Source organism: Litorimonas sp. RW-G-Af-16, from assembly GCF_048319245.1.
Classification (GTDB): domain Bacteria; phylum Pseudomonadota; class Alphaproteobacteria; order Caulobacterales; family Maricaulaceae; genus Litorimonas.
In genome coordinates this window covers 121712-142330 of the sequence record NZ_CP166993.1, presented here as the reverse complement: position 1 = coordinate 142330, position 20619 = coordinate 121712, and the positions used below count along the sequence as shown (strand labels likewise).

Here is a 20619-nt window from a genome sequence, read left to right as displayed (position 1 = left end):
TTCGCGCGGAGGTATTGGAGGTGGGCATGAGAGGTGGGCATGAGTAATTTAGTCAATACGCCATTTGGCAAAGGCATGACCTTCTCTGAAATCGAGAAATGCAGAGAGGTCACACCCGCAGACCGCAAGGCCATACTCGACATGTCCGATCCGCAGGCGGTCCAGACACTCCTGATGGTCACGCCTCCTCGCCCCAAAGCTATCACGACAGATGAAGACATCTTGATGGTGCTGCGCGGGATTAATTTTAATGCGGGATCGCGCAGTGAAGATATGGTGTCGCTGCGTATCTGGCTGAACGCCAAACACATTATCGTCAGCCAGAACTTGCCTGTGCGTTCCGTCGATGTAATCCAAGAACGCCTTGCGACTTACGCAACCCCCGTGGAGGTTATGATCAGTCTGACAGATGAGATCTTCAACCGGATTGAAAGTCATATTTCAGAAATCGACGGCCGCGTGGATGAGGCCGAAGACCTCGCGCTTGAAAATCCAGATCAGAAGCACCGCGCACAGATTATGAATTTCCGCCGAGAACTGATTGCGCTGCGCCGTTATCTCTTGCCGCAGAGAGAGACCATGATGACGCTGTCGCGCTCGACCTCAAAGCTGCTCAGCGGTGATGACCGCGAGACTTTGACCAATCAATATTACCGCGCGGCTCGGATATGTGATCAACTCGACGCCCTGCGGGAACGGCTGTCGCTGATCCAAGAAGAGATCACGGCGATCCTCTCCGACCGTATGAATAAGAACATGTACCTGCTCTCTATCATCTCGCTCGTATTCTTGCCGCTCGGGTTTATTACGGGGCTGTTTGGGATCAATGTCGACGGCATGCCGTGGACGGGGACACCGCTGGGCTTCGTGATTGTCTGCGGGCTTTGCATCGCCGCAGCAGGCTTCATCCTCGCCGTCATGCGAAAGCAGAAATGGATTTAACAATCCGCCGGGGCGGCTGATGGCGCTGAAACTTTACGCACAGGTTTGAATGAAAACTTTGGCTTGGCCGTTTTGGGAAACTTCACCGTCACTATAACGGCCTGCGAACGCGGCTTACCCCGCAACTTCGCTGTCCGCTTCGTTGCGGAATAAATGACGCGCGGCATGGACGACCAGATAGCTCGACAAGATAATCGCTTGCCCGGCATTTGGGCCTTTGAGCCAAATTGAAGCCCTGAGATTTTACCTTTTGCCTTCACCTTGACTTTGATACGCCCGATGACATTTTTTGCTGTGACTTTAAAGGGCGCATTGGAGACTACCATATATTTGTGTTCGCCTGGCTTTTTCGAAACCAACTTCATTGCCACGCGACCCTTAGAAGTGAATGCAACACGATCAGACATATTGGCCCAGACGGCTTGGGGTGCCGTGATCAATATCGCCGTTAAAGCAGTGAGCAGAAGCCTCATGCGAAAGCTCCCCGAGCGGCTTGTTGAGCCGGTGTGCGAGATAATGCCGCTTTGGTCTTGAGGCGCCAAGCCTCAACGCTAACCACTTGCGGCAGATCAGATTCTTTCGGAGTCGTGATAACGGTCATTATCCCATTGGCCTCGCGAGCTTGGGTTTGATGCGTGCCTGGCACACCAATCAAAATGGTATCCACGCCAAGCATGTGTAAAATATCGGCTTGCTGCTGCAGTGATCCATCTTTATCGGCTCGCATATCTAAAACGGCCAGAGACGGAAGCGTATGAAAAATATGCTTCACTAGCAGCAAAAAATCTCCGCCCATGAATTTTACAGCGTGACCATCAGCCTCCAATGTCTCGCTGATCGAGTGTTCTAGACTCGTTGTTTCGCTATATATTAAAATCATCCCAGGCTCCCAACCAATTTCAAGACTGCGCACTGTGCGCCTCAACTACAAGGAACAAATGGTCCAAAGACCCTATTCGTTCCTCAAAAGGTCGTGCCTTCGTTAGTCACAGTTTCTAATAGGTTAAGACTTAGGATTAGTATTTTATAAACGCAAAAAACGCCCCCTGCTCGGCAGAAGGCGTTTTTGAAATCTTAGTCTGTAAAGCGTTTAAGCTTTAACAGTGTGCGGCGCAGAGGCGTTTTTCTTGGCCGTTTCGACCAAAGCTGCAAAGGCTTCTGGCTCATTGCCAGCCATATCGGCGAGCATTTTGCGGTCAATGTTGATACCCGCTTTGTTGAGGCCGTCCATGAAACGACCATAGGTCATTCCGTGAAGACGGGCTGCCGCGTTGATCCGCTGAATCCACAGCGCGCGGAATTGGCGCTTTTTCAGCTTACGGCCGATATAGGCGTATTGACCGGCTTTTTCGACAGCTTGGTTAGCGATGCGGAATGTATTTTTCCGGCGGCCGCGATACCCTTTGGCTGCATCAATAATTTTTTTGTGACGTGCGTGTTTTGTGACGCCGCGTTTTACTCGTGACATAGTGTTTCTCCGAAGTCGTAAGAGATGGCGAGGGCGCCATGATTAGCCATTTGGCATGAAATTCTTTTTGATCCGCTTGGCATCACAATCCTTGAGGACAGTGGTTCCGCGCAGCTTACGAATTTGGTCGTTCGTCCGCTTGATCATACCGTGGCGTTTGCCCGCTTGGCCGGCTTTAACTTTACCGGAAGCGGTCAGTTTGAAGCGCTTTTTAGCGCCTGACTTCGTCTTCATTTTGGGCATTTCGGTCTCCTAATAATGGCGGGAGGGGAAGAACTGTCCGACCCGCTGCCTTTCGAGCGATGAGGCATGCCTTTAGCCACAGTCGCTGCGTTCCCCGTTTGGGGATGCGGGCGTATAGCAGGGCGGACAGAGATTGCAAGACCCTTATGACAGAAGCCTTGGTGCAAAAGTTTATAACTGCTACAGCGGTGGGAGGGAGAGATTAGCATGAAAATTTTTAACTACATCAACGGCATTTTCTATGTCCTATACGGTTTGTTCGGCGCGGCCCTACCCCGCAGCATGGCCGATATTATGGGTTGGGACTTGTCCCTACTGGGCCTGCACCAAACCCGCGCGATCAGTTGCGCCATGGCCGCGTTGGGGGCAATATTATTGCTCGTGATTTCTCAAGGTCGCGATCAGAAATTGATCACCATGATGATCATTTTCGTCACGCTTAGCTTTGCCGCAGGACGGTGTATTGGTATTTTAGTCGATGGTGCAGAGCCGAGCCAAACGGTCTATGAAATCATTTTCGAGATATGCCTCGCCGCGCTTGGGGCAGGGTTGATCTGGTGGTCGGACCGAAAAACAGCCTAAGATATATCCCCGCTATTCAAAACTGTGATTGACTGTGCGGGTGACGGCCCAAACGGACATAATTTTACGCCCATCCAATCTTACGCCTCTGCAAGCCGCACTGGCGGCGGTGATTAAAGCCTATTGCGCGATGATCATCGCCGCACAACACCCGCAACATATGCTGCGATTGGTGCAAAGCCTGCGCCGTAAAGTATGGGAAAATTGTCGTCTGCAAGCTAAAGTGCTCGCCAGCCAATTACGCCAAGACCTGGCAACCAACCCTGCTTTGCGAGCGCGGGTAAGAGCTGACCTCGGCGGACAGCCCGCTCTTAGGAAATGGGAAGCCCGCCGCCTAACCGCAAAGATCAGGGCCGCCCATTATGCGGCGCGGATCGCGCGGGGGTGGGATGCGCCAGACACGCAACAGAATCCAGACACACAAAAGAATATTGAGCCTATCCGCGCAACAATAACGCGCCAATCGCGCCCCGCCTGGCAGCCCAAGACAGATCGGGCAGGCCTATTTCGTCTGGCGATATTACCAGCCATACCGCGCCAAAGACCTCGTCAAACTCAAACAAGTTCATCACAAAACATACAGCCTCGGACACGAAGGACGGAATTTATCTTTCACCCCGTTCAGGTCACGTCAGAAGAATTGCGGGCCGCGCCTTCCGTGCCAAGTTTTCAGACCTCATCCGCAAAAGACAGCCCGCCGCCAGGATATGCCACGCCCGTTTTGCGCCCACCGATTTGATCTACATTACCTAATTAACAAACCACCCGCGCCCTTCCCCGCGCGGGTGACTATAGCCGCTTGGCCGAAAGTTTTTGCACAAAAAAGCGCCCCGCAATCGAGACGCTTTTGATATTTTCAATCTGGAGGGAACCCTATTTCAGGGCCATTTACTTAGGCGCGAGGACCATAATCATCATACGGCCTTCGGTCTTCGGCTCGAACTCGACTTTGGTCGTTTCGGCGAAGTCTTCTTTGACGCGGGCCAGCAAATCTGTGCCGCGGTCCATATGGGCCATTTCACGACCCCGGAAGCGGATAGTGACTTTGACTTTGTCCCCGCGGTCGAAGAATTTCTGCATCGCTTTCGTCTTCACGCCGTAATCATGGACGTCGATATTGGGGCGCATTTTGATTTCTTTAAGAGTCTGCGTGCGCTGGTTTTTCCGATTCGCCGCTTTCTTCTTTTGGTTCTCAAATCGCATTTTACCAAAGTCGAGAACTTTACACACAGGCGTTTCGCCTGGGGCCACTTCGACGAGATCGAGACCGGCCGCGCGGGCTGCGGCAAGGGCGTCTTCGATCGGGACAACGCCCTTTTTCTCGCCTGTATCTAGGACAAGCAGAACTTTGGGGCTGGTAATATCTCTGTTAATGCGTGGGCCCTTCGCTTTCTTAGCGGGTTGGGCCGACAATGGGCGTCTAGCGATGATGTTTCTCCGTGGTTGTTTCAGGAAAGTTGGATATGGCGGTTAAAGCACAGTTTTTCAAGCCTTATCGCGCGGAAAGGTTCCCAAATGTAGTTTTTCGTAAACCGCGAGAGTCGCCGATTGGAGCGCCGTTTTAGAGAAATTATCCGCGATCCGCGCACGGGCCTTTGCCCCAACACTGGACAAGTCATCGCTCCGACGGATGGCAGAGGCGAGCGCTTCGGGGGCATTTGGCGGGACGAGCCAGCCTGTCTGTCCGTCCAGCACGGTTTCCAATGCGCCGCCAATCGCCGATGCGATGACAGGCTTGCCCATCGCTTGAGCTTCGGCTGCCGTTCGGCCAAAAGCTTCGGGCTCGATCGACGGGCAGATCACGATGTCAGCGGACGCATAGGCCGTCACGACATCACTGTCATGGCCCGCGAAAACCACGCGGCTTGTAAGGCCAAGAGTCTCGGCTTGCTGGGTAAGCTCAGCGACGAGGCTGTCTCGTCCCTGCGCGTCGCCTAGCAGAATTAAGACGTGATCATCGGGCAAATCGGCCAAGGCCGCGATCGCAACACCCTGCCCTTTCCAGCGGGTCACGCGTCCTGGCAAAAGGACAATCGTCTGGTTCGGGCCAACGCCCCAAGACAGGCGTTTCTGCGCAATGTCCGCCGCGTTCACTTTGGCGGGATCAAAAGCGGTCATGTCTACGCCGCGATAAATCGTCGTGATTTTGGAGGCGCTGACGTTGTGAGTTTTAAGGATATGGGCTTTGGTGAAATCAGAATTGGCAATAATATGATCGCCCCGCGCCATCACAGAATTATAGAGGCGCTTCGGCGCGGACTTGGCATTATATATGCCGTGATACGTCGTCAGGAACGACACCCGCTCAGCTTTGGCTGCAAACATGGCGGGCCAAGCGGGGGCGCGGGAGCGGGCATGGACAACGTCAATTTTGTGCTCTGCAATAAGGCGGCGCACTCCCGCAATGCGCCACGGCACAGACAGGATATTCTTCGACCCAATGTCAGCGATATGATTTACACCGCCCAGCCGCTCAATCTCGCTTGCGAGCCGTCCGCCATGGGACAGCACATGCGCCCCGTGCCCCGCAGCGCGCAGCGCCTCGACCATTTCGACCGTGGTGCGTTCGACACCGCCCGCGTTTAGGTCTGGCAAAATTTGTAACACATTCATATAAGCGCCCTATCATGACCGATCTAAAATTACCGCAATTTCTTACGACAAAATCTGGCGAACGCATTGCTTATAAAATGAGTGCGGGCGCCGTGGATACAGATGTGCCGACCTTGATCTGGTGCGGCGGGTTAAAGTCCGACATGGAGGGCGGAAAAGCGACGCACCTCCACGCTTGGGCAGATGCGCGCGGGCAAGGCTTCATCCGCTTTGATTATTTCGGCCACGGGCAGAGCAGCGGCGATTTCATTGACGGCACGATCAGCCGTTGGGCCAAAGACGTGACCTTAGTCCGTGACCAGTTGACGACGGGGCCGGTGATCTTGATCGGCTCGTCCATGGGCGGCTGGGCCGCGATGCTCTCGGCCATGCAGTTGACGCCCAATGTGGCAGGGCTCGTGCTGATCAATCCCGCCCCAGATTTTACTGAAAAACTGACAAAAGCGCGGTGGAGTGAGGCGCAACTCAAGGCGCTGGATGAAAACGGGATCGTCTATGAACCGTCTGGGTATGACGAACCTTATGCCTACTCCAAAACCTTGATAGAGGATGGGCGCAAATACCAAATTCTGGACTATCCTATCCCCATCACCTGCCCCGTGCGTATCTTGCAAGGCTATGATGACAGCGTCGTGCCGTGGCAACATTCCAAGCTGATTGTCGATATGATCAGCAGTCATGACGTGACTTACACCCTCGTCAAAGGCGGCGATCACAGCCTGTCACGGCCACAAGATTTGGCGCTGATTGAAACGGCGATTGCTGGGATAGGTTGATGGTGACGCCGCTTGATCAACGCCCCCGCTCTGGCCCCTATTCCGGGATCAATGCGCGGTCGGCGAAACGATTTCTGGCAGAGCAATTTCGTCAGGCAGATCTGCCGTTTCCCGAGGAAGACGCGCGAGACCTCGTCCTCGCAGCGACCGGGTTGAGCGAGGTTGAATTGATCACGCGCGGCACAGAATTTCTGACTCCCGAAGCGTTTGAACGGGTCAGTGAATTTGCTGCGCGCCGCATGTCTGGCGAACCTGTCGATCATATTTTGGGCGAGCGATTTTTCTATGACTTGCCATTTACCGTCACGCGAAATGTTCTTTCGCCAAGGGCCGATACAGAAGTTTTGGTGCGGGAATCGCTGCGCCTGTTGGAGGGGATTGCGTCGCCCCATATTCTTGATCTGGGCACGGGGTCAGGTGCCGTCCTGATCAGCCTTCTGCACGCCCGCCCTGACGCGAATGGAGTCGGCGTTGATCTGTCAGATGCGGCTTTGGCGGTTGCGAAAAGCAATGCAGCGCGTCACGACATTGCGGCGGAGTGGATCTGCGGATCGTGGTATGACCCGATAGATAAGGCGCGCCGCTTTGACGTAATCGTGTCCAACCCCCTATATTTCTGATGCAGCGATGGAGGGTCTGGACGTTGAAGTGCGAGACTATGACCCGCCTTTGGCGCTGCGGGGCGGTCCTGATGGCTTGGCGCCTTATCCAATTATAATTGAGGGGGCGCAGTATCACTTGCGCGCGGGGGGCTGGCTTCTCGTAGAGATTGGGTATGACCAAGGCGAGGCTGTTTTGGGTATGTTTGAAGCGGCTGGATTTACAGCCGTCGCCTGTCTCAAAGACCTCGGCGGACAGGACAGAGTGGTCATGGGACAATGGTCTAGTTGAAAAGTGCCTGAATTTAATTGCCAAAATGCCGCAAAAAATGCTTTGCGAACTGGCGCGACTTTGCTAGGCCAAAGAGGTAGTGAGTTTGCCTTAAACCTTTCGGCACCCTACCAATCGCTCAAATCGTGGTTATCTGGAATTGTATTTCGGATGGAAAATATTTGGGAAACTTAAAAGGACATTTCGATGAAACGCCAACGCGGACGTAGTCGCAATAACAATAATAACGGCAACAAAAATAACAGCAACCGGTCGCTCGACAGCAACGGGCCGGATGTAAAAGTGCGCGGCACGGCCAGCACGATTTATGAAAAATACACGACTCTTGCGCGAGATGCGATGAGTTCTGGCAATCGCGTAAAGGCGGAAAATTACCGCCAGCACGCAGAGCATTATCTGCGCCTGATGAATGCGCAAGAGGCGGCGAAACAAGCCGCGCAAGAAGAACGCGAAGCGGCGCGGGCGGCGCGCGAAAACTCTCAAAACAACGATGATGATCAGGACAATCATGGGCGTCGTGATAATCGCAATTCACGCCGTGATCGGTCTGACAAATCTGATCTCGCCTGAGAGCAGTGACAAGTCATCTAAGCCAAAGCGGAAGTCGACGTTAGATGATGCACCTGCCGAATTGGACGTGATTGAGACGCAGGCGGAAAAACCTAAAAAGCGCAGAAAAGTAGCTGAGATTGAAGCAGAGTCGGGTAGTGACACCGCGACATCTGAGGACGATGGGGATGCACCGAAACGTCGTCGCCGCGCTCCAACGCGCCGCAAACCTGAAGAGACTGTCGACGCCGCTGAGTAAGATCGAACGCCGTGACCGACCACACTTCTGATTAATGTAGAAAATAAAAATCCCGCCAACATCAAGTTGAGCGGGGTTTTTGCATGGAACGGCAGAACTTGGTCAGGCAGCTAGCTTTTCTTCGGACCGGGTTTCGCGCGAAGTGTGCCGTCTTTTTTCAGTAAGCGCCCCTGCGCATCGCGCTTCACTTTTTGACCCTTTTTCGGCCCCCGCTTTGCGCCAGTTGTTTTGGGCTTCGCCGCCTTAGACTTCGCAGGCGCTTTCTTGGCTGCAGTTTTTTTCGTGGCAGGTTTCGTCGTGGCAGGTTTCGTCGTGGCAGGCTTCTTTGCAGACGTTTTTCTTGCAACTGGCTTAGCGGCAGTTTTGCGCTTCGCCCGCGTTTTTGTCGTCGCCTTAGGCTCTAATATTTTGACAGGCGTTGGATCGTCCGCAGGGTCATGAACGCTGCCTTTGCCCATAATGTCTTCGGTGCGGGACTTCGTCGCCTGTGTCGCAGATTTCGCTTTTGCAGTGACGGTATCTGCTGCGTCTTCAACGGAATCCTTTACATCAGAGAAAGTTGATTTTGTTTTCTCGCCTGTCGCCTTGGCGACTTCGCGTGCACGGATCGCGGCGGCCTCAGCGGCCTTGCGAGCTTCCGCCATCGGGTCAATATCTGCAGTTTCGGACTTGCCCCCATCCGGAGACAAATTATTGTTGATCCGAAAAATCGCAACCGCAATTTCACACAGCAGTCGCAGACCAACTAATACAAGCAGCATTCCCGCAAAGAAATTGACGAAGTCGAGAACATCAGAGAGTGGGCCCAACCGCACGGTCTCAAATGCTGTCGAAACAAAGGCTATCAGCGCCACGATGAGCGCGAGCCAATAAAAAACAATGACTAGTTTTTCCTTCATCAATTTATCGAAGGAGAAAAAGAAATTAATAAGATCGCGCATGGCACTTTTCCTTGGTTATACGTTCCGAGGAATATAGGCTTTTAATTAACGCGTAGCAAGTTGCTTCCCATAGAGGGTGAATAGCAAATTGATTTACCCTCAATAATTAATTAGCGGGCGATGTATTGATAGTAGGTGACGATATTGTCGCCGCAGTATTATTTTCGACGACCAAAGCCGCAGGGCGAATTGTTTGTGAGTTGCGGCGGGCTTTATCAATCTCTGCGCGACGCGCTTTAAACTCTGGCATGGCGGAGGCAGAAAGTGGCTTGCCAGATAGCTGGCTCAAGCTACGCGGATTGATCTTCTTGCCGTGATGATGGACTTCATAATGCAGGTGCGGCCCTGTCGAACGACCTGTCGTGCCGACATAGCCGATCACTTGATCTTGGGTTACATAGGCACCCGCCCGAACACCGCGCGCGAATTTATTTAAATGTGCATAGGCTGTTTTGTAGCCGTCCGTGTGGCGAATGAGAATATAATTCCCGTAACCGCCATAACGATTGGCGCGTTCAACCGTGCCTGAGCCAGCGGCCAAGATTGGGGTGCCGCGAGGGGCTGCGAAATCAACGCCAGTATGCATTTTACGGTAGCCCAAAATCGGATGTCTGCGCTTACCATAGGATGAGGATAGGCGCGCACCATTGATGGGTGTGGCGCGGAGTTTGCGCTTCGCCGTTTTGCCGTCAGCATCGTAAAAATTCTCGCGGCCTTTATCGTCTTTGAAGAGATAGTATTCAGACTGCTTTCCGCGCGGGCTGAAGCTTGTATAAAGCAAATCACCTGCTTTGATGATCTTGCCCTTACGATCGCGCGCGACTTCAAAAAACATCTCGAACTCATCGCCAGGCTGGATGTCGCGTTGGAAGTCGACGGAGTATTCGTAGATATTGGCGAATTGCGCGACGACCTTGTCTGGCGCGCCCAATTTTGTGGCATCGACGTAAAGTGAGTTGTTGATCGTCGCGGCAACGCCGATTGTTTCATATTTAAAGCTATGATCAATTTTGCGAGCTTTAAAGTCTTCGCCGACGCGGGATACAAATACGCTGCTTTCGACATTTGGTTTAAACGTCAGATGATCGAGAGAGTCGTTTGTGAAATGCATTTGGAACGTCTGCCCTACGCGGAGGTTCTTCGGCTTGTAGACAGACGCAAAGGCTTGCGTCACACGGTAGGCCTCCCCGCCCGATAATCCGTTTTTCTGCAAGAGCGGTCCCAGATTGTCGCCAGAGCGCAATTTAAACTCGACCGTTTTTGTGTTCAGCAATTCTGTCGCTAAGTCTGTCGACATGTCAAAGGAGGCCAGATCAATCGCAGCAAGCTCAGGCGTTTCAACCGAAGCTTCGGCAATGCCAGACTCTGATTTTGGCATTGCAACCAAAACGAGCGCGCTCACGGCGACGGACGCAATCAGAAAACGGTGACGGCTATCCTTGGGCACAACTGTATGGCTGTAGTGCCGAAAGGCGACGAGCCGTTCAGTCAGGCCTTGTTTTAGCTGCGTTTTATAATCTGACATAAGCCCCATGCCTGCTAGGACGCCAAACGGCATCGTTGATCTCAATAGTGATGAACAAGCCCCATAATGCCAGCACGATTCCTACAACTTGGTTAACGCATCCTAATTACCACGTAAACTTACGAAAAATTATGGTGCAAGCCAGTCTGAAAGCGTAGAGCGGGGGGTATGGGTGTCATGCTCACATACTTTATGCAATGACGCGGCAGTTCCCGCAAACCGAAATGGCAGTTTGACCGCAGTTGAGACTATATCACCCCCGCCGATAAAGGCAGATCGCAAGCGGCGACCTTGGTGGGTCTGGCTGTTATGGGCTGTCCTATTCGTGCTGCTGATCGCGGCGATGGCGCTCTATTGGGCGTGGTCCAACCGCATGGGGCTGCTGGAACAGTTGGCGATTGATACCTTGGCTGAGGACGGCATCACGGCAGAGTTGTCCATTCAAGACATCGACAAGACGCATATCATACTCAACAAAGTCAAGCTGAGCTATGAGGACGAGCGGTTTTTTGCGGCTGACAAAATTCGCGCCGATTATGAATGGCGAGATGCGCTAGAGGGACGGTTTAAGCGACTGGCGTTTACAAAACCGAGCGCCACCGTGACGCTCGATGCGCAAGGTAAAATTATAGATGGCTGGGTGCCGCCCGGCATGGGGCAAACGGATGAAGGAGGATTTCCACCAGAGGGCGTCACTGTCACAGACGGGCTGTTCACGCTGCGCACACCTTATGGCACAGCCGACGTGAGGGCTGACGCCAAAATCAGTGACACGCAAAATTTTACCGCAGACCTTACCCTGCCCGAGACAAAGCTTACCCTTAAAGACGGGATTGCGACTGTCCGCGCGGCTATTGATATCGTGCGCGAAGACGGCCTCATCAAAACGCAAGGCAGCGCGAATTTGCCCTTGCTGGATCACCCTGCCTTTGACGGCACAGAGGTTCAGATTACCTTTGACGGCTATCCAGACATCGCGGAAGGGCAGCGGGCTTTTCGTGGCGACATCAACGCGACATTTGAGACACTGAACACGGCGCAGGTTGCGCTGAAAACAGGCCAGATGGACTGGCGGGGTGACGTGGAATTGACGGACGCTTTACCTGATTTACGCGGGACATGGCGGGCAGATGTTGCATCCCTGCGCCTGCCCGATCCGATCCGCACCCGTGATTTGGCGCGCACGCTGTCCTTATCGCCCGCCTTATCCACAACCCCGATTGCAGAAAATTTCGTGGGCGATTTAGAGCGCAAGCTTTTGGCGCTGTTGACTGAAAGTCGCGTCTCGGCGGCGGGCGATATTCAGCGTGATGCAGGCGGCGCGGAGGTGACTTTGTCCGAGCCCTTGATCGTCACATCTGATGCGACAACCCTGACATTAAGGCCTGCCGCCGCGGCGCTTCCCGTTCCGACATATCAATTTGACCGTGCGAAACAGGTACTGTTGGCGCGGTTCGATGTGCAAATGACACAGCCCGTAGACCTGTCTGCGACGGGCGTAGAATTCGCCGCGCAGTCTATCAATGGTTGGCAGATCGACCAAGTCAACCAATTCAAGGCGCGCATTAAAACACAATCGACGTGGCAAAATAAGCGTGTCCCAGCCAGGCTGCGGCCTTTCTCCGCGATGGTCGAATATGACGGGACAAACCTTGCAAGGCGCACAGTCGGACTGAACGGTAAAATTAATTATGACGGCTCGATCCCTGGCGCGATTGTGGAGGCGCTAAAAACGGGTGGACGTATGGACGTCATCCTTCGACCCAATACAATGGCGCTAAATTTTATGCCTGCAGACGGAGGCCGTGTGTCTGCCGCTAAGATCGCAACGCAGACGGACTGGCTGGCCAGCAAAGTCACGGCGACCCTCGCGCCCGCCGCCCCACTCTACACGCGCACTGGCGACACGGCTAAAATCAATGCAATCCTATCTGACGTGATACTGAGCGCAGATCGCCTGACCGAGCCAGCGCGGTTAGAGGTCAGCGCGGCCAAGACGAATATCTCTGGTGCGCTCAAAACGGTGGGCGGCGCTTTGCAGCAAGACTGGTCTGGGACATATGCTAATGCCCTGATCACCAGTGAAGATTTGCCGGGACCGAATACGCGCATCGCACTGGGTGACGGTGCTTTCACAACACAGCTCACCACAGGGCAGACGCCTGAATTTACGCTCACAGCGCCGCTAGCGGATGTGCAATCAGACCTCGTGCAAGCCAAAGCAATCAGCCTTGATGTGGCGGGGACACCGAATGATTATCGCCTTACTCATGAAGGTGGGCGAGTGAAACTGACGGGCAATGACCTGCCCCCCATGCCGATCAAAGGCCGTGTGAATTTCGTGAACGGGCAATATGAAGGCGAAGCGATTGCCTTCCTCCCGCAAGCCAATGACACGCCGATCGACATTGATTACACAATCCGCGATAGCCAAGGCACGGCAGTTGTCACAATAGACGCCCTGCAGTTTAAGCCTGGGAAATTGCAGCCCCAAGCCCTGATCCCAACGCTGCGCGGAAAAATTGCGCGTGTCGAAGGCCAAGCTTCGGCCAAGATCAATCTGGCCTTTGGTGCCAACCAACCCCTGCAAAGTTCTGGTACAGCCAAGCTGATCAATATGAATATCGGCACAGCCCCTGGCCCGTTGACCAACGTCAATACGGAGCTTGATCTCGCCTCCGTTCTGCCGCTGAAAACGCGGGGACGGCAGACGCTGACAGTTGAGAAATTTGACCCTGGCCTCCCATTGGAAAACGGCGTGATCGAATATGAATTTGTCGAAGACGGCGTGAAAGTTTACTCTGCGCGCTGGCCGCTAGGCGACGGGTTTTTCTCGCTCGACCCATTTACGTGGAAATATGCAGCGACAGAAAACCGAGTGGTTTTGCGTCTTGATAAAGTCGGGCTGGGTGAGTTTTTAAACAATTTGGGCGACGGCGCGATTGAAGCGACAGGCGATCTCGAAGGCACTTTCCCCATTGTGATTTCTGGCATTGATGTGCGCGTCGATGGCGGGCGATTATTTGTCAAAGACGGCGGCGTCATCAAATATACCGCCAAAGAAGCTGCGGCAGCAGGCCAAGCCAATGAATATGCTGGCAAGGCGCTGGAGGCTCTCAAAGATTTCCGCTATCGTGAATTATCCGCTGAAGTAAACGGACCGTTGGACGGTGATGTGAAAGTCGGCCTGGCCTTTGACGGCAAAAACCCAGACGTGTTGAATGGGCAACCTTTCGCTTTTGATGTTGGGATTGAGGGCGAATTATTTAATATCCTGCGCAGCTTTAACACCAGCGCACAAATCAAAGCGCAACTCGCCGATCAAGGCATAAGCGTGAAGACGGAATAATCCGCTTAGCGCTAGCCTTTTCGCGTCAATTTCGCTATCAGGCGCGCAGTTAATTTTATCCCCCCGACTGGAGAGCCTTATGCGCCCTGATAACCGTGCTGCCGATCAACTGCGTGACGTCACTTTTGAGGTCGGTGTTTCGCGCTATGCCGAAGGGTCGTGCTTGGCAAAATTCGGAAACACTCATGTCCTCTGCACAGCCTCCGTCGACAGCTCAGTCCCACGCTGGATGAAGGGCAAGGGCAAGGGTTGGGTGACGGCGGAATACGGTATGCTACCGCGTTCTACTCATTCTCGAAATAATCGCGAAGCCGCGCGGGGGAAGCAAGGCGGGCGGACTGTTGAAATTCAACGCTTGATCGGACGCTCTTTGCGCGCCGTGATTGACCTGCAAAAACTTGGCGAGCGTCAGATCATTTTAGATTGCGATGTGATGCAAGCCGATGGCGGCACGCGGACAGCGTCGATCTCTGGCGCTTGGGTTGCGCTCTATCAAGCTTGCCAAAAACTTGTTGAGACAGGTGAGCTTAAAGAAAACCCAGTCTATGCCAATATGGCCGCCGTGAGTTGCGGGATTGTCGACGGCGAATGTCGCCTGGATTTAGAATATACCGAGGACAGCACCGCGCAAGCTGATGCCAATTTTGTCCTGACGGATGACGGCGGTATTATCGAAGTGCAGGCCTCCGCCGAAGACACACCCTTCAAAGCCTCCGAGATGGCCGAGCTGACACGTCTTGCGGACAAAGGCGTGACGGAATTATGCGCCATGCAAAAAGCTGCGCTCAAGGCGTAATTAATTAAAAGAAATGAACGACCATGACGCGCGACGAACACTTTAAAAAGCTTGAAGACCTAGCTACGAAAAGCATTGGCATTGCTGATCTCTTTAAAACTGAACCGCGTCGCATGGAGAATTTTGTCCTGCGTGAAGGGCCGTTGCGCGCTGACTTTTCCAAGCAAGCGATCAGTCAATCCGCCAAAGAGGCGCTGCTGTCCCTCGCGGCGGCGTGTCACCTAGAAGAATGGCGTGCAAAATTATTCGCGGGCGAGAAAGTCAATACGTCAGAGGACCGCGCCGTCTTACACATGGCACTTCGCGGCGTAGGCGGATCGACCGCTGTCAAAAAAGACGTCGCTGATATGCGCGACCATATGGCGGCCTTCGCGCGAAAAATTCGCGAAGACGGTAAGTTCAAAAATATCATCCATATCGGCATTGGCGGCTCCGATCTTGGGCCCCGTCTTGTCGCTGATGCATTTGCCGCGAATGGCGAGCCTAGCTTGACGTTGCGCTTTGCGGAAAATATCGACGGAGCATCGGTCAATGACGCAATCTCTGGCCTCGACCCAAAAGAGACGCTTGCCATTGTCGTGTCCAAATCTTTCGGCACCCAAGAAACCAAAATGAACGGCGATGCCGTGCGCAACTGGCTGGCGGAAACGCTTGGCGATAAGGCGGGCGATCATATGCTGGCTGTCACGGCGAACCGCACAGGGGCAGAAGCTTTCGGCATCCCGTCTGATCAGATTTTTGATTTCTGGGATTGGGTCGGCGGGCGTTATTCTGTTTGGTCAGCCGTGGGGCTATCCCTACAAATAGCTTACGGACCTGAGAGCTTTGATCAATTTCTCAAAGGGGCGGCGGCGATGGATATGCATTTCCGAGATCAACCCTTGCAAGACAACTTACCTGTGATGATGGCGATGGTCGGAATCTGGAACCGCAATGTGCTGGGCTATAGCTCCCTCGCAGTGATCCCATATGCGCAGCGCATCCGTAAACTTGCGGCCTTTCTGCAACAGTTGGAAATGGAAAGTAACGGCAAACGTATCACGCGAGACGGCGAAGAGGCTGGCCTGACCTGCCCTATTATTTGGGGCGATGAGGGCACAAATGGACAACACGCATTCTTCCAATGGCTGCACCAAGGCACACCCGGTGCGCCCGTTGATTTCGTGGCTGTTTTGAACGATCACTCGGCGCGGCCAGACCACCACACTGCCTTATTGGCAAATTGTTTTGCGCAAAGCGAAGCCTTGATGCTCGGCAAATCAGAACATGTTGTCCGCGAGGAATTAGGCGACCGCACAGATGCCGATGCGATTGCGCCGCAAAAAACTTTTCCAGGAAATCGCCCTTCGACGACACTGACTTTGGACGAACTATCCCCCTTCGCACTTGGGCATTTAATTGCGCTTTATGAGCATAAAGTCTTCGTGCAAGGTGTAATTTGGAATGTAAATTCCTTTGATCAATGGGGCGTGGAATTGGGCAAAGTCTTGGCAACAAAAATCCTGAGCGAATTAAAGACTGGCGATACAGGCGATCACGACCCCAGCACCACAGCCCTCATGTCTTTGTTCAAAGACGCGTCTAGTTAAGACACTTCATTTTTTCTAATGGTGCATTTTCGCGCTAGGCTGCGCCGCATTTTCTGATAATCTGGGGACATTATTCGCAGGCTATCATGGAGATGCTCATGTCTGCTTTAGCTACGATTGATCCAGATACAGGCGGTCTCGCTCTGAGCTTTTCTGGACAACGACAAGTTCTCCACCCACTCTGGCTTCGTGAGCGGGTCAATGGCGAAAACGTCTTTGATCCCATCAGCCATCAACGCCTTTATGAGCACAGTGAATTACCAGATGATTTAGTGGTATCACAGATAAATGACACAACGGCAGACGCGATAAAGCTGACATTTAATTCAGGCGAGACTTTATCTTTATCTCTACAAGATACGCTGCAGGAGCTTGGGTGGGCGCCTCATGCGGAGGCTTTGCCCTCCCCCAAAGTTGGGATGCCTCTTTAAATCGATTGCCTGAAGCAGATTGGGCCGACCTAGATCAACCCGCAAAAATGAAATCCCTCTTGGAAGATTATTTCCGCCACGGTTTTTGTATTCTGCAGAACACGCCGACAGATCGCGATAGTCTTAAATTTCTGGCACGGCGTTTTGGCTATTTGCGCGAGACGAATTTCGGCGAGTTATTTAATGTGGAGATGAAACCAAATCCGTCTGATCTCGCCTATACAGATGTCGCGCTCGCGTCCCATACGGATAATCCCTACCGCGCGCCCGTCCCAGGAATTCAATATTTGCACTGCCTGCGCAATGAGGTGTCTGGCGGGCTCTCAACATTGGTCGACGGCATGGCGATTGCAGAGGCGTTGCGCCGCGAAGCACCTGATCAAGCCGATGTGTTGGAGCGGGTCTCTGTGCGCTTTCGCTATGAAGGGCCGTCTGCGATCTTAGAACATTTCGGACCCTTGATTGAGCGTGACCACGTTGGAATTGTGCGCCAGATACGATTAAGCTCGCGGCTCGACTACGTGCCTGCATTGGACCATGATACGTTATCGCTTTTCTATGCGGGTCGAAAACGTCTGCACGTGATGAGCGAGAGTGATGAATTTCAAATCCGCTTTCCATTCCGCCCAGGGACATTATTGATGATGGATAATTATCGTTTACTGCATGGGCGCACAGCTTTTAATGGACGTCAGGGTCATCGGCATTTGCAGGGCTGTTATATCGACCATGATGGCCCCGCGAGCCTTTACCGCATGTTAGTGCGTGACGGCGTAACAACGTCAGTTCGACGAGAAGATTAGCATGGACACAGTTTCTTTCACACAAATGGCGGACGGCACGGCAGAGGATTACGCCTTTCTCGCCAAGCATGAGGCCGAATTTGCCTACGCCCTCCCCGACCGCATCATGCGGGCGCTCGAAGGGCTACGCGACTCGCTCGCAGGATATAAAATTGACCGTCTCACACACAGCCTGCAATGCGCCACGCGCGCAGAACGTGACGGGGCAGACATTGATTGGGTTGTGAGTGTTTTGGTGCATGACCTCGGCGATGACCTCGCCCCGCTTAATCATGACAGCTTTGCCGCAGCAATATTACGCCCCTATGTGCGCGACGAATGTGCGTGGGTCGTGCAGCATCACGGGATATTTCAATATCCTTATTATGCCAACAAGGTTGGCCTCGACCCTGACGCCCATTTGAAATTCAAGGATCACCCATATTTTGACGCGGCGGTTAAATTTTGTCGCGATTGGGATCAGGCAAGTTTTGATCCTGATTACGATACCTACCCATTGGAGCATTTTCGCGGCATGGTCGAAACAGTCTTTCGTCGCCCAGCCTGGGACGACGCGCATATCAAAGCCTAGCTGCTCGGTCGCGAAGAATCTTTTTTGAATTTTGCCTGTCGCCGTTTTTGGCAATTCTTCAAAGATAACTTTTTTCGGACGCTTAAACCGCGCGATATGATCCAAGCAGAAATTAATTAATTCCGCTTCCGTTGCGTCGCTTTTTAATTCAACAAAGGCGCACGGCACCTCGCCCCATTTCGGATCTGGCATGGCGACGACAGCTGCCAAATCAACAGCGGGGTGCTTTTGTAGCGCGCTTTCAACTTCGACAGATGAAATATTCTCGCCGCCAGAAATAATAATATCCTTCGCGCGGTCTTTCAGTTGAATATATCCGTCTTTATGGATGACGCCCAGATCACCCGACACGAACCATCCCGATTTAAACGCCTCATGCGTGGCTTCTGCATCGCGTAAATAGCCTTTCATCACCGTATTCCCGCGAATGACAATTTCTCCCATAGTCACACCGTCATGAGGAACGGATTGACCATCGGCGTCCAAAACATCGACATCTTCTGTCATCGCGAAACGCACACCTTGGCGAGATTTTAACGCCGCCTGCGCCGCAATAGATTGGTCATTCCAGTCATCTTGCGGGGCAGATTGCAGGATGTGGCCATAGGTCTCTGTCAGACCGTAAACGTGCATGACGTTGAAATTAAAATCCGCCATCGCCGCGAGAACTGATGCAGGCGGTGGGGCTCCGGCCGTCATCACTTGCACGTCCCGCGCAAAAGTTTTCTGCACAGACTTCGGCGCACTGGCCAGCATGTTCAAAACAACAGGCGCGCCGCCAAAATGCGTGACGTCATGCGTCTCTATTAATTCAAACACCGCTTTTGGATCAAATGCGCGAAGGCAAATAATCGTGCCCGCCATCAATGTCATCGTCCACGCATGCCCCCAGCCATTACAATGAAACATTGGCACCGTGTAAAGGTAGCGCGGATGCGGCGTCAGGCCCCAACTCGCGACGGTACCAAGACTCATCAGATATGATCCGCGATGATGATAGACCACACCTTTAGGTCGTCCCGTGGTGCCAGAAGTATAATTCAACGACAGCGCTTGCCACTCATCCTCTATTGGCTCGCCCATATAGTTGGGATCACCTGCTATGAGACAGTCTTGGAAGGTCGTAAATGCTTGATCTGGCAGGGCGGGTTTTTGCAGCGCAGAGGGGTCGTCGATAATGATGACCTCTGGCTGGCCTTCTGACTGCGTTAGGGCATCTGACAGAACTGGCCACAATTCGCGATCAACAATAAATAATTTTGTTTCCGCATGATCGATAATATAAGCAATCGTTTGCGCATCGAGCCGTGTATTAATTGTATTGAGCACCGCCCCCATCATCGGCACCGCAAAATGCGCGAGGAACATTTCTGGCGTATTAAATGTCAGCAGCGACACCGTATCGTTGCGACCAATACTGCGAGCTTTTAAGGCACTCGCAAAACGTCGGCACTGCGACCGAACCTCTGACCATGTCCAGCTTTGCGTATTATATACAAGCGCTTTACGGCTCGGATAAATATCGGCTGTTCGGTTCAGAAATGACAGCGGAGAGAGCGGCACATAATTGGCGCGCGTCTTGTCCAACTGATCATAATCAATAGGCATAATTAATTCCGAACGGCCTTTCCATCATCAAGCAATGTCCGGATACGCGCCTGCGTCTCTGGCGTTTTTGCGAGCATCAGAAACGCGCGGCGCTCTGCATCATACAGGTCTTGTTCCGTCCAGACTGTACCTGGTGCAATGTCCCCGCCCGTTAAAATTTCTGCGATGCGGGTTGAGACATACACATCGTGAGGGAACAGCTTACCCTTCGCCGCCATATCTTCGGCCCACGCAACCATCTGCTCAAAGACTGGCTTCCCAACCATCGCGGTTGGGTCACGTCGAAGAGGCATCTGCCCCGCCCCGCTCTCAATCGCAGCCAAGCTTTCGGCCACAAGTCGGTCGCGATTATTCACGAAACGGTCATTGTCGCGCAGCATTGCCAGCTCTCTCGCAAGGATAGGAGAACTGGCCGTTTTGCCAAAGCCCAGCGCATAAAAAGCTTCCCATGCGGCGGCCTCGACATCGCCGTCTTTTTTCGCAATCCAGCGATAGAGCGTTTCTTTGCACCCGCCCCCTGCAGGGATAACGCCGACGCCGCTTTCGACCAAACCCATATTGGAATTTGCGTGGCAGATGACTTCTTTGGCGTGCAAAACAACTTCAAAGCCCCCGCCCAGCGATAGGCCGACAGGGGCGACGACAACAGGAAAATCTGCAACAGCCATGCCATGCACTGTTTG

Annotated in this window: 22 protein-coding genes and 1 pseudogene; 13 read left to right on the top strand and 10 right to left on the bottom strand. The window is 53.1% G+C overall.

Annotated features, from left to right (window positions below):
• The first annotated feature begins 39 nt into the window (after positions 1 to 39).
• Entirely contained in the window at positions 40 to 942 is a 903-nt protein-coding gene (locus AB8615_RS00640; protein ID WP_409433025.1) for a CorA family divalent cation transporter, read from the top strand.
• On the opposite strand, the gene AB8615_RS00635 is transcribed toward AB8615_RS00640, so the two are convergent.
• The 4 genes from AB8615_RS00635 to rpmI form a co-directional block, all read right to left on the bottom strand.
• Positions 939 to 1415, bottom strand: a complete 477-nt coding sequence (locus AB8615_RS00635; protein ID WP_409433024.1) for a hypothetical protein — start codon at positions 1413 to 1415, stop codon at positions 939 to 941. The two genes, AB8615_RS00640 and AB8615_RS00635, sit on opposite strands and share 4 nt — an antisense overlap.
• The gene (locus AB8615_RS00630) at positions 1412 to 1822 is read right to left on the bottom strand and encodes a hypothetical protein (protein WP_409433023.1); all 411 of its coding nucleotides are present in this window, start codon (positions 1820 to 1822) and stop codon (positions 1412 to 1414) included. Before AB8615_RS00630 ends, AB8615_RS00635 begins: the two co-directional genes overlap by 4 nt.
• A 210-nt stretch (positions 1823 to 2032) precedes the next feature.
• On the bottom strand, positions 2033 to 2410 hold the full coding sequence (gene rplT, locus AB8615_RS00625; RefSeq protein ID WP_409433022.1) for a 50S ribosomal protein L20: 378 nt from the start codon (positions 2408 to 2410) through the stop codon (positions 2033 to 2035).
• Between the two features lie 42 nt (positions 2411 to 2452).
• Positions 2453 to 2653: a 50S ribosomal protein L35 gene (gene rpmI / locus AB8615_RS00620; protein ID WP_409433021.1), complete on the bottom strand. Its 201-nt coding sequence runs from the start codon at positions 2651 to 2653 to the stop codon at positions 2453 to 2455.
• A gap of 207 nt (positions 2654 to 2860) precedes the next feature.
• Here rpmI and AB8615_RS00615 point away from each other — a divergent pair, with 207 nt between their 5' ends.
• The gene (locus AB8615_RS00615; protein ID WP_418152504.1) at positions 2861 to 3235 is read left to right on the top strand and encodes a DUF4345 family protein; all 375 of its coding nucleotides are present in this window, start codon (positions 2861 to 2863) and stop codon (positions 3233 to 3235) included.
• Positions 3236 to 3275: 40 nt separating this feature from the next.
• Positions 3276 to 3974 carry a hypothetical protein gene (locus AB8615_RS00610; protein ID WP_418152503.1) on the top strand — a complete coding sequence of 233 codons (699 nt, stop codon included), beginning with the start codon at positions 3276 to 3278 and terminating at the stop codon, positions 3972 to 3974.
• A 149-nt stretch (positions 3975 to 4123) separates the two neighbouring features.
• Here AB8615_RS00610 and infC read toward each other — a convergent pair whose 3' ends face one another.
• Both infC and AB8615_RS00600 read right to left on the bottom strand, forming a co-directional pair.
• Positions 4124 to 4648: a translation initiation factor IF-3 gene (gene infC / locus AB8615_RS00605; RefSeq protein WP_409433018.1), complete on the bottom strand. Its 525-nt coding sequence runs from the start codon at positions 4646 to 4648 to the stop codon at positions 4124 to 4126.
• A 72-nt stretch (positions 4649 to 4720) separates the two neighbouring features.
• A complete protein-coding gene (locus tag AB8615_RS00600) occupies positions 4721 to 5848 on the bottom strand; it encodes a glycosyltransferase family 4 protein (protein ID WP_409433017.1) in 1128 nt (375 codons plus the stop codon).
• Positions 5849 to 5862: 14 nt separating this feature from the next.
• On the opposite strand from AB8615_RS00600, the gene AB8615_RS00595 reads away from it, so the two are divergent.
• The 5 genes from AB8615_RS00595 to AB8615_RS00575 all read left to right on the top strand — a co-directional run bounded on the left by AB8615_RS00595 (position 5863) and on the right by AB8615_RS00575 (position 8323).
• Positions 5863 to 6624, top strand: coding sequence for an alpha/beta hydrolase (locus AB8615_RS00595; protein ID WP_409433016.1), 762 nt, complete (start codon positions 5863 to 5865; stop codon positions 6622 to 6624).
• Positions 6624 to 7244, top strand: a complete 621-nt coding sequence (locus AB8615_RS00590) for a N5-glutamine methyltransferase family protein (RefSeq protein ID WP_418152502.1) — start codon at positions 6624 to 6626, stop codon at positions 7242 to 7244. Before AB8615_RS00595 ends, AB8615_RS00590 begins: the two co-directional genes overlap by 1 nt.
• Before the next feature lie 28 nt (positions 7245 to 7272).
• Positions 7273 to 7515: a hypothetical protein gene (locus tag AB8615_RS00585; protein ID WP_418152501.1), complete on the top strand. Its 243-nt coding sequence runs from the start codon at positions 7273 to 7275 to the stop codon at positions 7513 to 7515.
• A gap of 186 nt (positions 7516 to 7701) precedes the next feature.
• Positions 7702 to 8085 (top strand): DUF4167 domain-containing protein, encoded by a 384-nt coding sequence (locus AB8615_RS00580; RefSeq protein ID WP_418152500.1) that lies wholly within the window; start codon positions 7702 to 7704, stop codon positions 8083 to 8085.
• Entirely contained in the window at positions 8033 to 8323 is a 291-nt protein-coding gene (locus tag AB8615_RS00575) for a hypothetical protein (RefSeq protein WP_418152499.1), read from the top strand. The genes AB8615_RS00580 and AB8615_RS00575 overlap by 53 nt, the downstream gene beginning before the upstream one ends.
• Before the next feature lie 110 nt (positions 8324 to 8433).
• Here the strand turns inward: AB8615_RS00575 and AB8615_RS00570 are convergent, their stop codons facing one another.
• A complete protein-coding gene (locus tag AB8615_RS00570) occupies positions 8434 to 9264 on the bottom strand; it encodes a DUF4282 domain-containing protein (RefSeq protein ID WP_409433013.1) in 831 nt (276 codons plus the stop codon).
• Between the two features lie 106 nt (positions 9265 to 9370).
• Positions 9371 to 10789, bottom strand: a complete 1419-nt coding sequence (locus AB8615_RS00565) for a M23 family metallopeptidase (RefSeq protein WP_409433012.1) — start codon at positions 10787 to 10789, stop codon at positions 9371 to 9373.
• 232 nt (positions 10790 to 11021) lie between these two features.
• Here AB8615_RS00565 and AB8615_RS00560 point away from each other — a divergent pair, with 232 nt between their 5' ends.
• The 5 genes from AB8615_RS00560 to AB8615_RS00540 all read left to right on the top strand — a co-directional run bounded on the left by AB8615_RS00560 (position 11022) and on the right by AB8615_RS00540 (position 17757).
• On the top strand, positions 11022 to 14138 hold the full coding sequence (locus tag AB8615_RS00560; RefSeq protein WP_418152498.1) for an intermembrane phospholipid transport protein YdbH family protein: 3117 nt from the start codon (positions 11022 to 11024) through the stop codon (positions 14136 to 14138).
• Between the two features lie 79 nt (positions 14139 to 14217).
• The gene (gene rph, locus AB8615_RS00555; RefSeq protein ID WP_409433010.1) at positions 14218 to 14934 is read left to right on the top strand and encodes a ribonuclease PH; all 717 of its coding nucleotides are present in this window, start codon (positions 14218 to 14220) and stop codon (positions 14932 to 14934) included.
• A gap of 23 nt (positions 14935 to 14957) precedes the next feature.
• Entirely contained in the window at positions 14958 to 16523 is a 1566-nt protein-coding gene (pgi, locus tag AB8615_RS00550) for a glucose-6-phosphate isomerase (RefSeq protein WP_409433009.1), read from the top strand.
• A 98-nt stretch (positions 16524 to 16621) separates the two neighbouring features.
• Positions 16622 to 16954 (top strand): hypothetical protein, encoded by a 333-nt coding sequence (locus AB8615_RS00545; RefSeq protein ID WP_418152497.1) that lies wholly within the window; start codon positions 16622 to 16624, stop codon positions 16952 to 16954.
• The gene (locus tag AB8615_RS00540) at positions 16900 to 17757 is read left to right on the top strand and encodes a TauD/TfdA family dioxygenase (RefSeq protein ID WP_418152496.1); all 858 of its coding nucleotides are present in this window, start codon (positions 16900 to 16902) and stop codon (positions 17755 to 17757) included. Before AB8615_RS00545 ends, AB8615_RS00540 begins: the two co-directional genes overlap by 55 nt.
• A 592-nt stretch (positions 17758 to 18349) precedes the next feature.
• On the opposite strand, the pseudogene AB8615_RS00535 reads toward AB8615_RS00540, so the two are convergent.
• Positions 18350 to 19936: pseudogene (locus AB8615_RS00535) on the bottom strand (AMP-binding protein); the annotation flags it as partial.
• 2 nt (positions 19937 to 19938) lie between these two features.
• Complete coding sequence (locus AB8615_RS00530) at positions 19939 to 20604, bottom strand: hypothetical protein (RefSeq protein ID WP_418152495.1); 666 nt, start codon at positions 20602 to 20604, stop codon at positions 19939 to 19941.
• Positions 20605 to 20619: the final 15 nt, after the last annotated feature.

Coding starts and splice junctions, on each gene's coding strand:
- AB8615_RS00640 (WP_409433025.1), top strand. CDS start 40: ATGAGTAATTTAGTCAATACGCCATTTGGCAAAGGCATGACCTTCTCT.
- AB8615_RS00635 (WP_409433024.1), bottom strand. CDS start 1,415: ATGAGGCTTCTGCTCACTGCTTTAACGGCGATATTGATCACGGCACCC.
- AB8615_RS00630 (WP_409433023.1), bottom strand. CDS start 1,822: ATGATTTTAATATATAGCGAAACAACGAGTCTAGAACACTCGATCAGC.
- rplT (WP_409433022.1), bottom strand. CDS start 2,410: ATGTCACGAGTAAAACGCGGCGTCACAAAACACGCACGTCACAAAAAA.
- rpmI (WP_409433021.1), bottom strand. CDS start 2,653: ATGCCCAAAATGAAGACGAAGTCAGGCGCTAAAAAGCGCTTCAAACTG.
- AB8615_RS00615 (WP_418152504.1), top strand. CDS start 2,861: ATGAAAATTTTTAACTACATCAACGGCATTTTCTATGTCCTATACGGT.
- AB8615_RS00600 (WP_409433017.1), bottom strand. CDS start 5,848: ATGAATGTGTTACAAATTTTGCCAGACCTAAACGCGGGCGGTGTCGAA.
- AB8615_RS00595 (WP_409433016.1), top strand. CDS start 5,863: ATGACCGATCTAAAATTACCGCAATTTCTTACGACAAAATCTGGCGAA.
- AB8615_RS00590 (WP_418152502.1), top strand. CDS start 6,624: ATGGTGACGCCGCTTGATCAACGCCCCCGCTCTGGCCCCTATTCCGGG.
- AB8615_RS00580 (WP_418152500.1), top strand. CDS start 7,702: ATGAAACGCCAACGCGGACGTAGTCGCAATAACAATAATAACGGCAAC.
- AB8615_RS00570 (WP_409433013.1), bottom strand. CDS start 9,264: ATGCGCGATCTTATTAATTTCTTTTTCTCCTTCGATAAATTGATGAAG.
- AB8615_RS00565 (WP_409433012.1), bottom strand. CDS start 10,789: ATGTCAGATTATAAAACGCAGCTAAAACAAGGCCTGACTGAACGGCTC.
- rph (WP_409433010.1), top strand. CDS start 14,218: ATGCGCCCTGATAACCGTGCTGCCGATCAACTGCGTGACGTCACTTTT.
- pgi (WP_409433009.1), top strand. CDS start 14,958: ATGACGCGCGACGAACACTTTAAAAAGCTTGAAGACCTAGCTACGAAA.
- AB8615_RS00545 (WP_418152497.1), top strand. CDS start 16,622: ATGTCTGCTTTAGCTACGATTGATCCAGATACAGGCGGTCTCGCTCTG.
- AB8615_RS00530 (WP_418152495.1), bottom strand. CDS start 20,604: ATGGCTGTTGCAGATTTTCCTGTTGTCGTCGCCCCTGTCGGCCTATCG.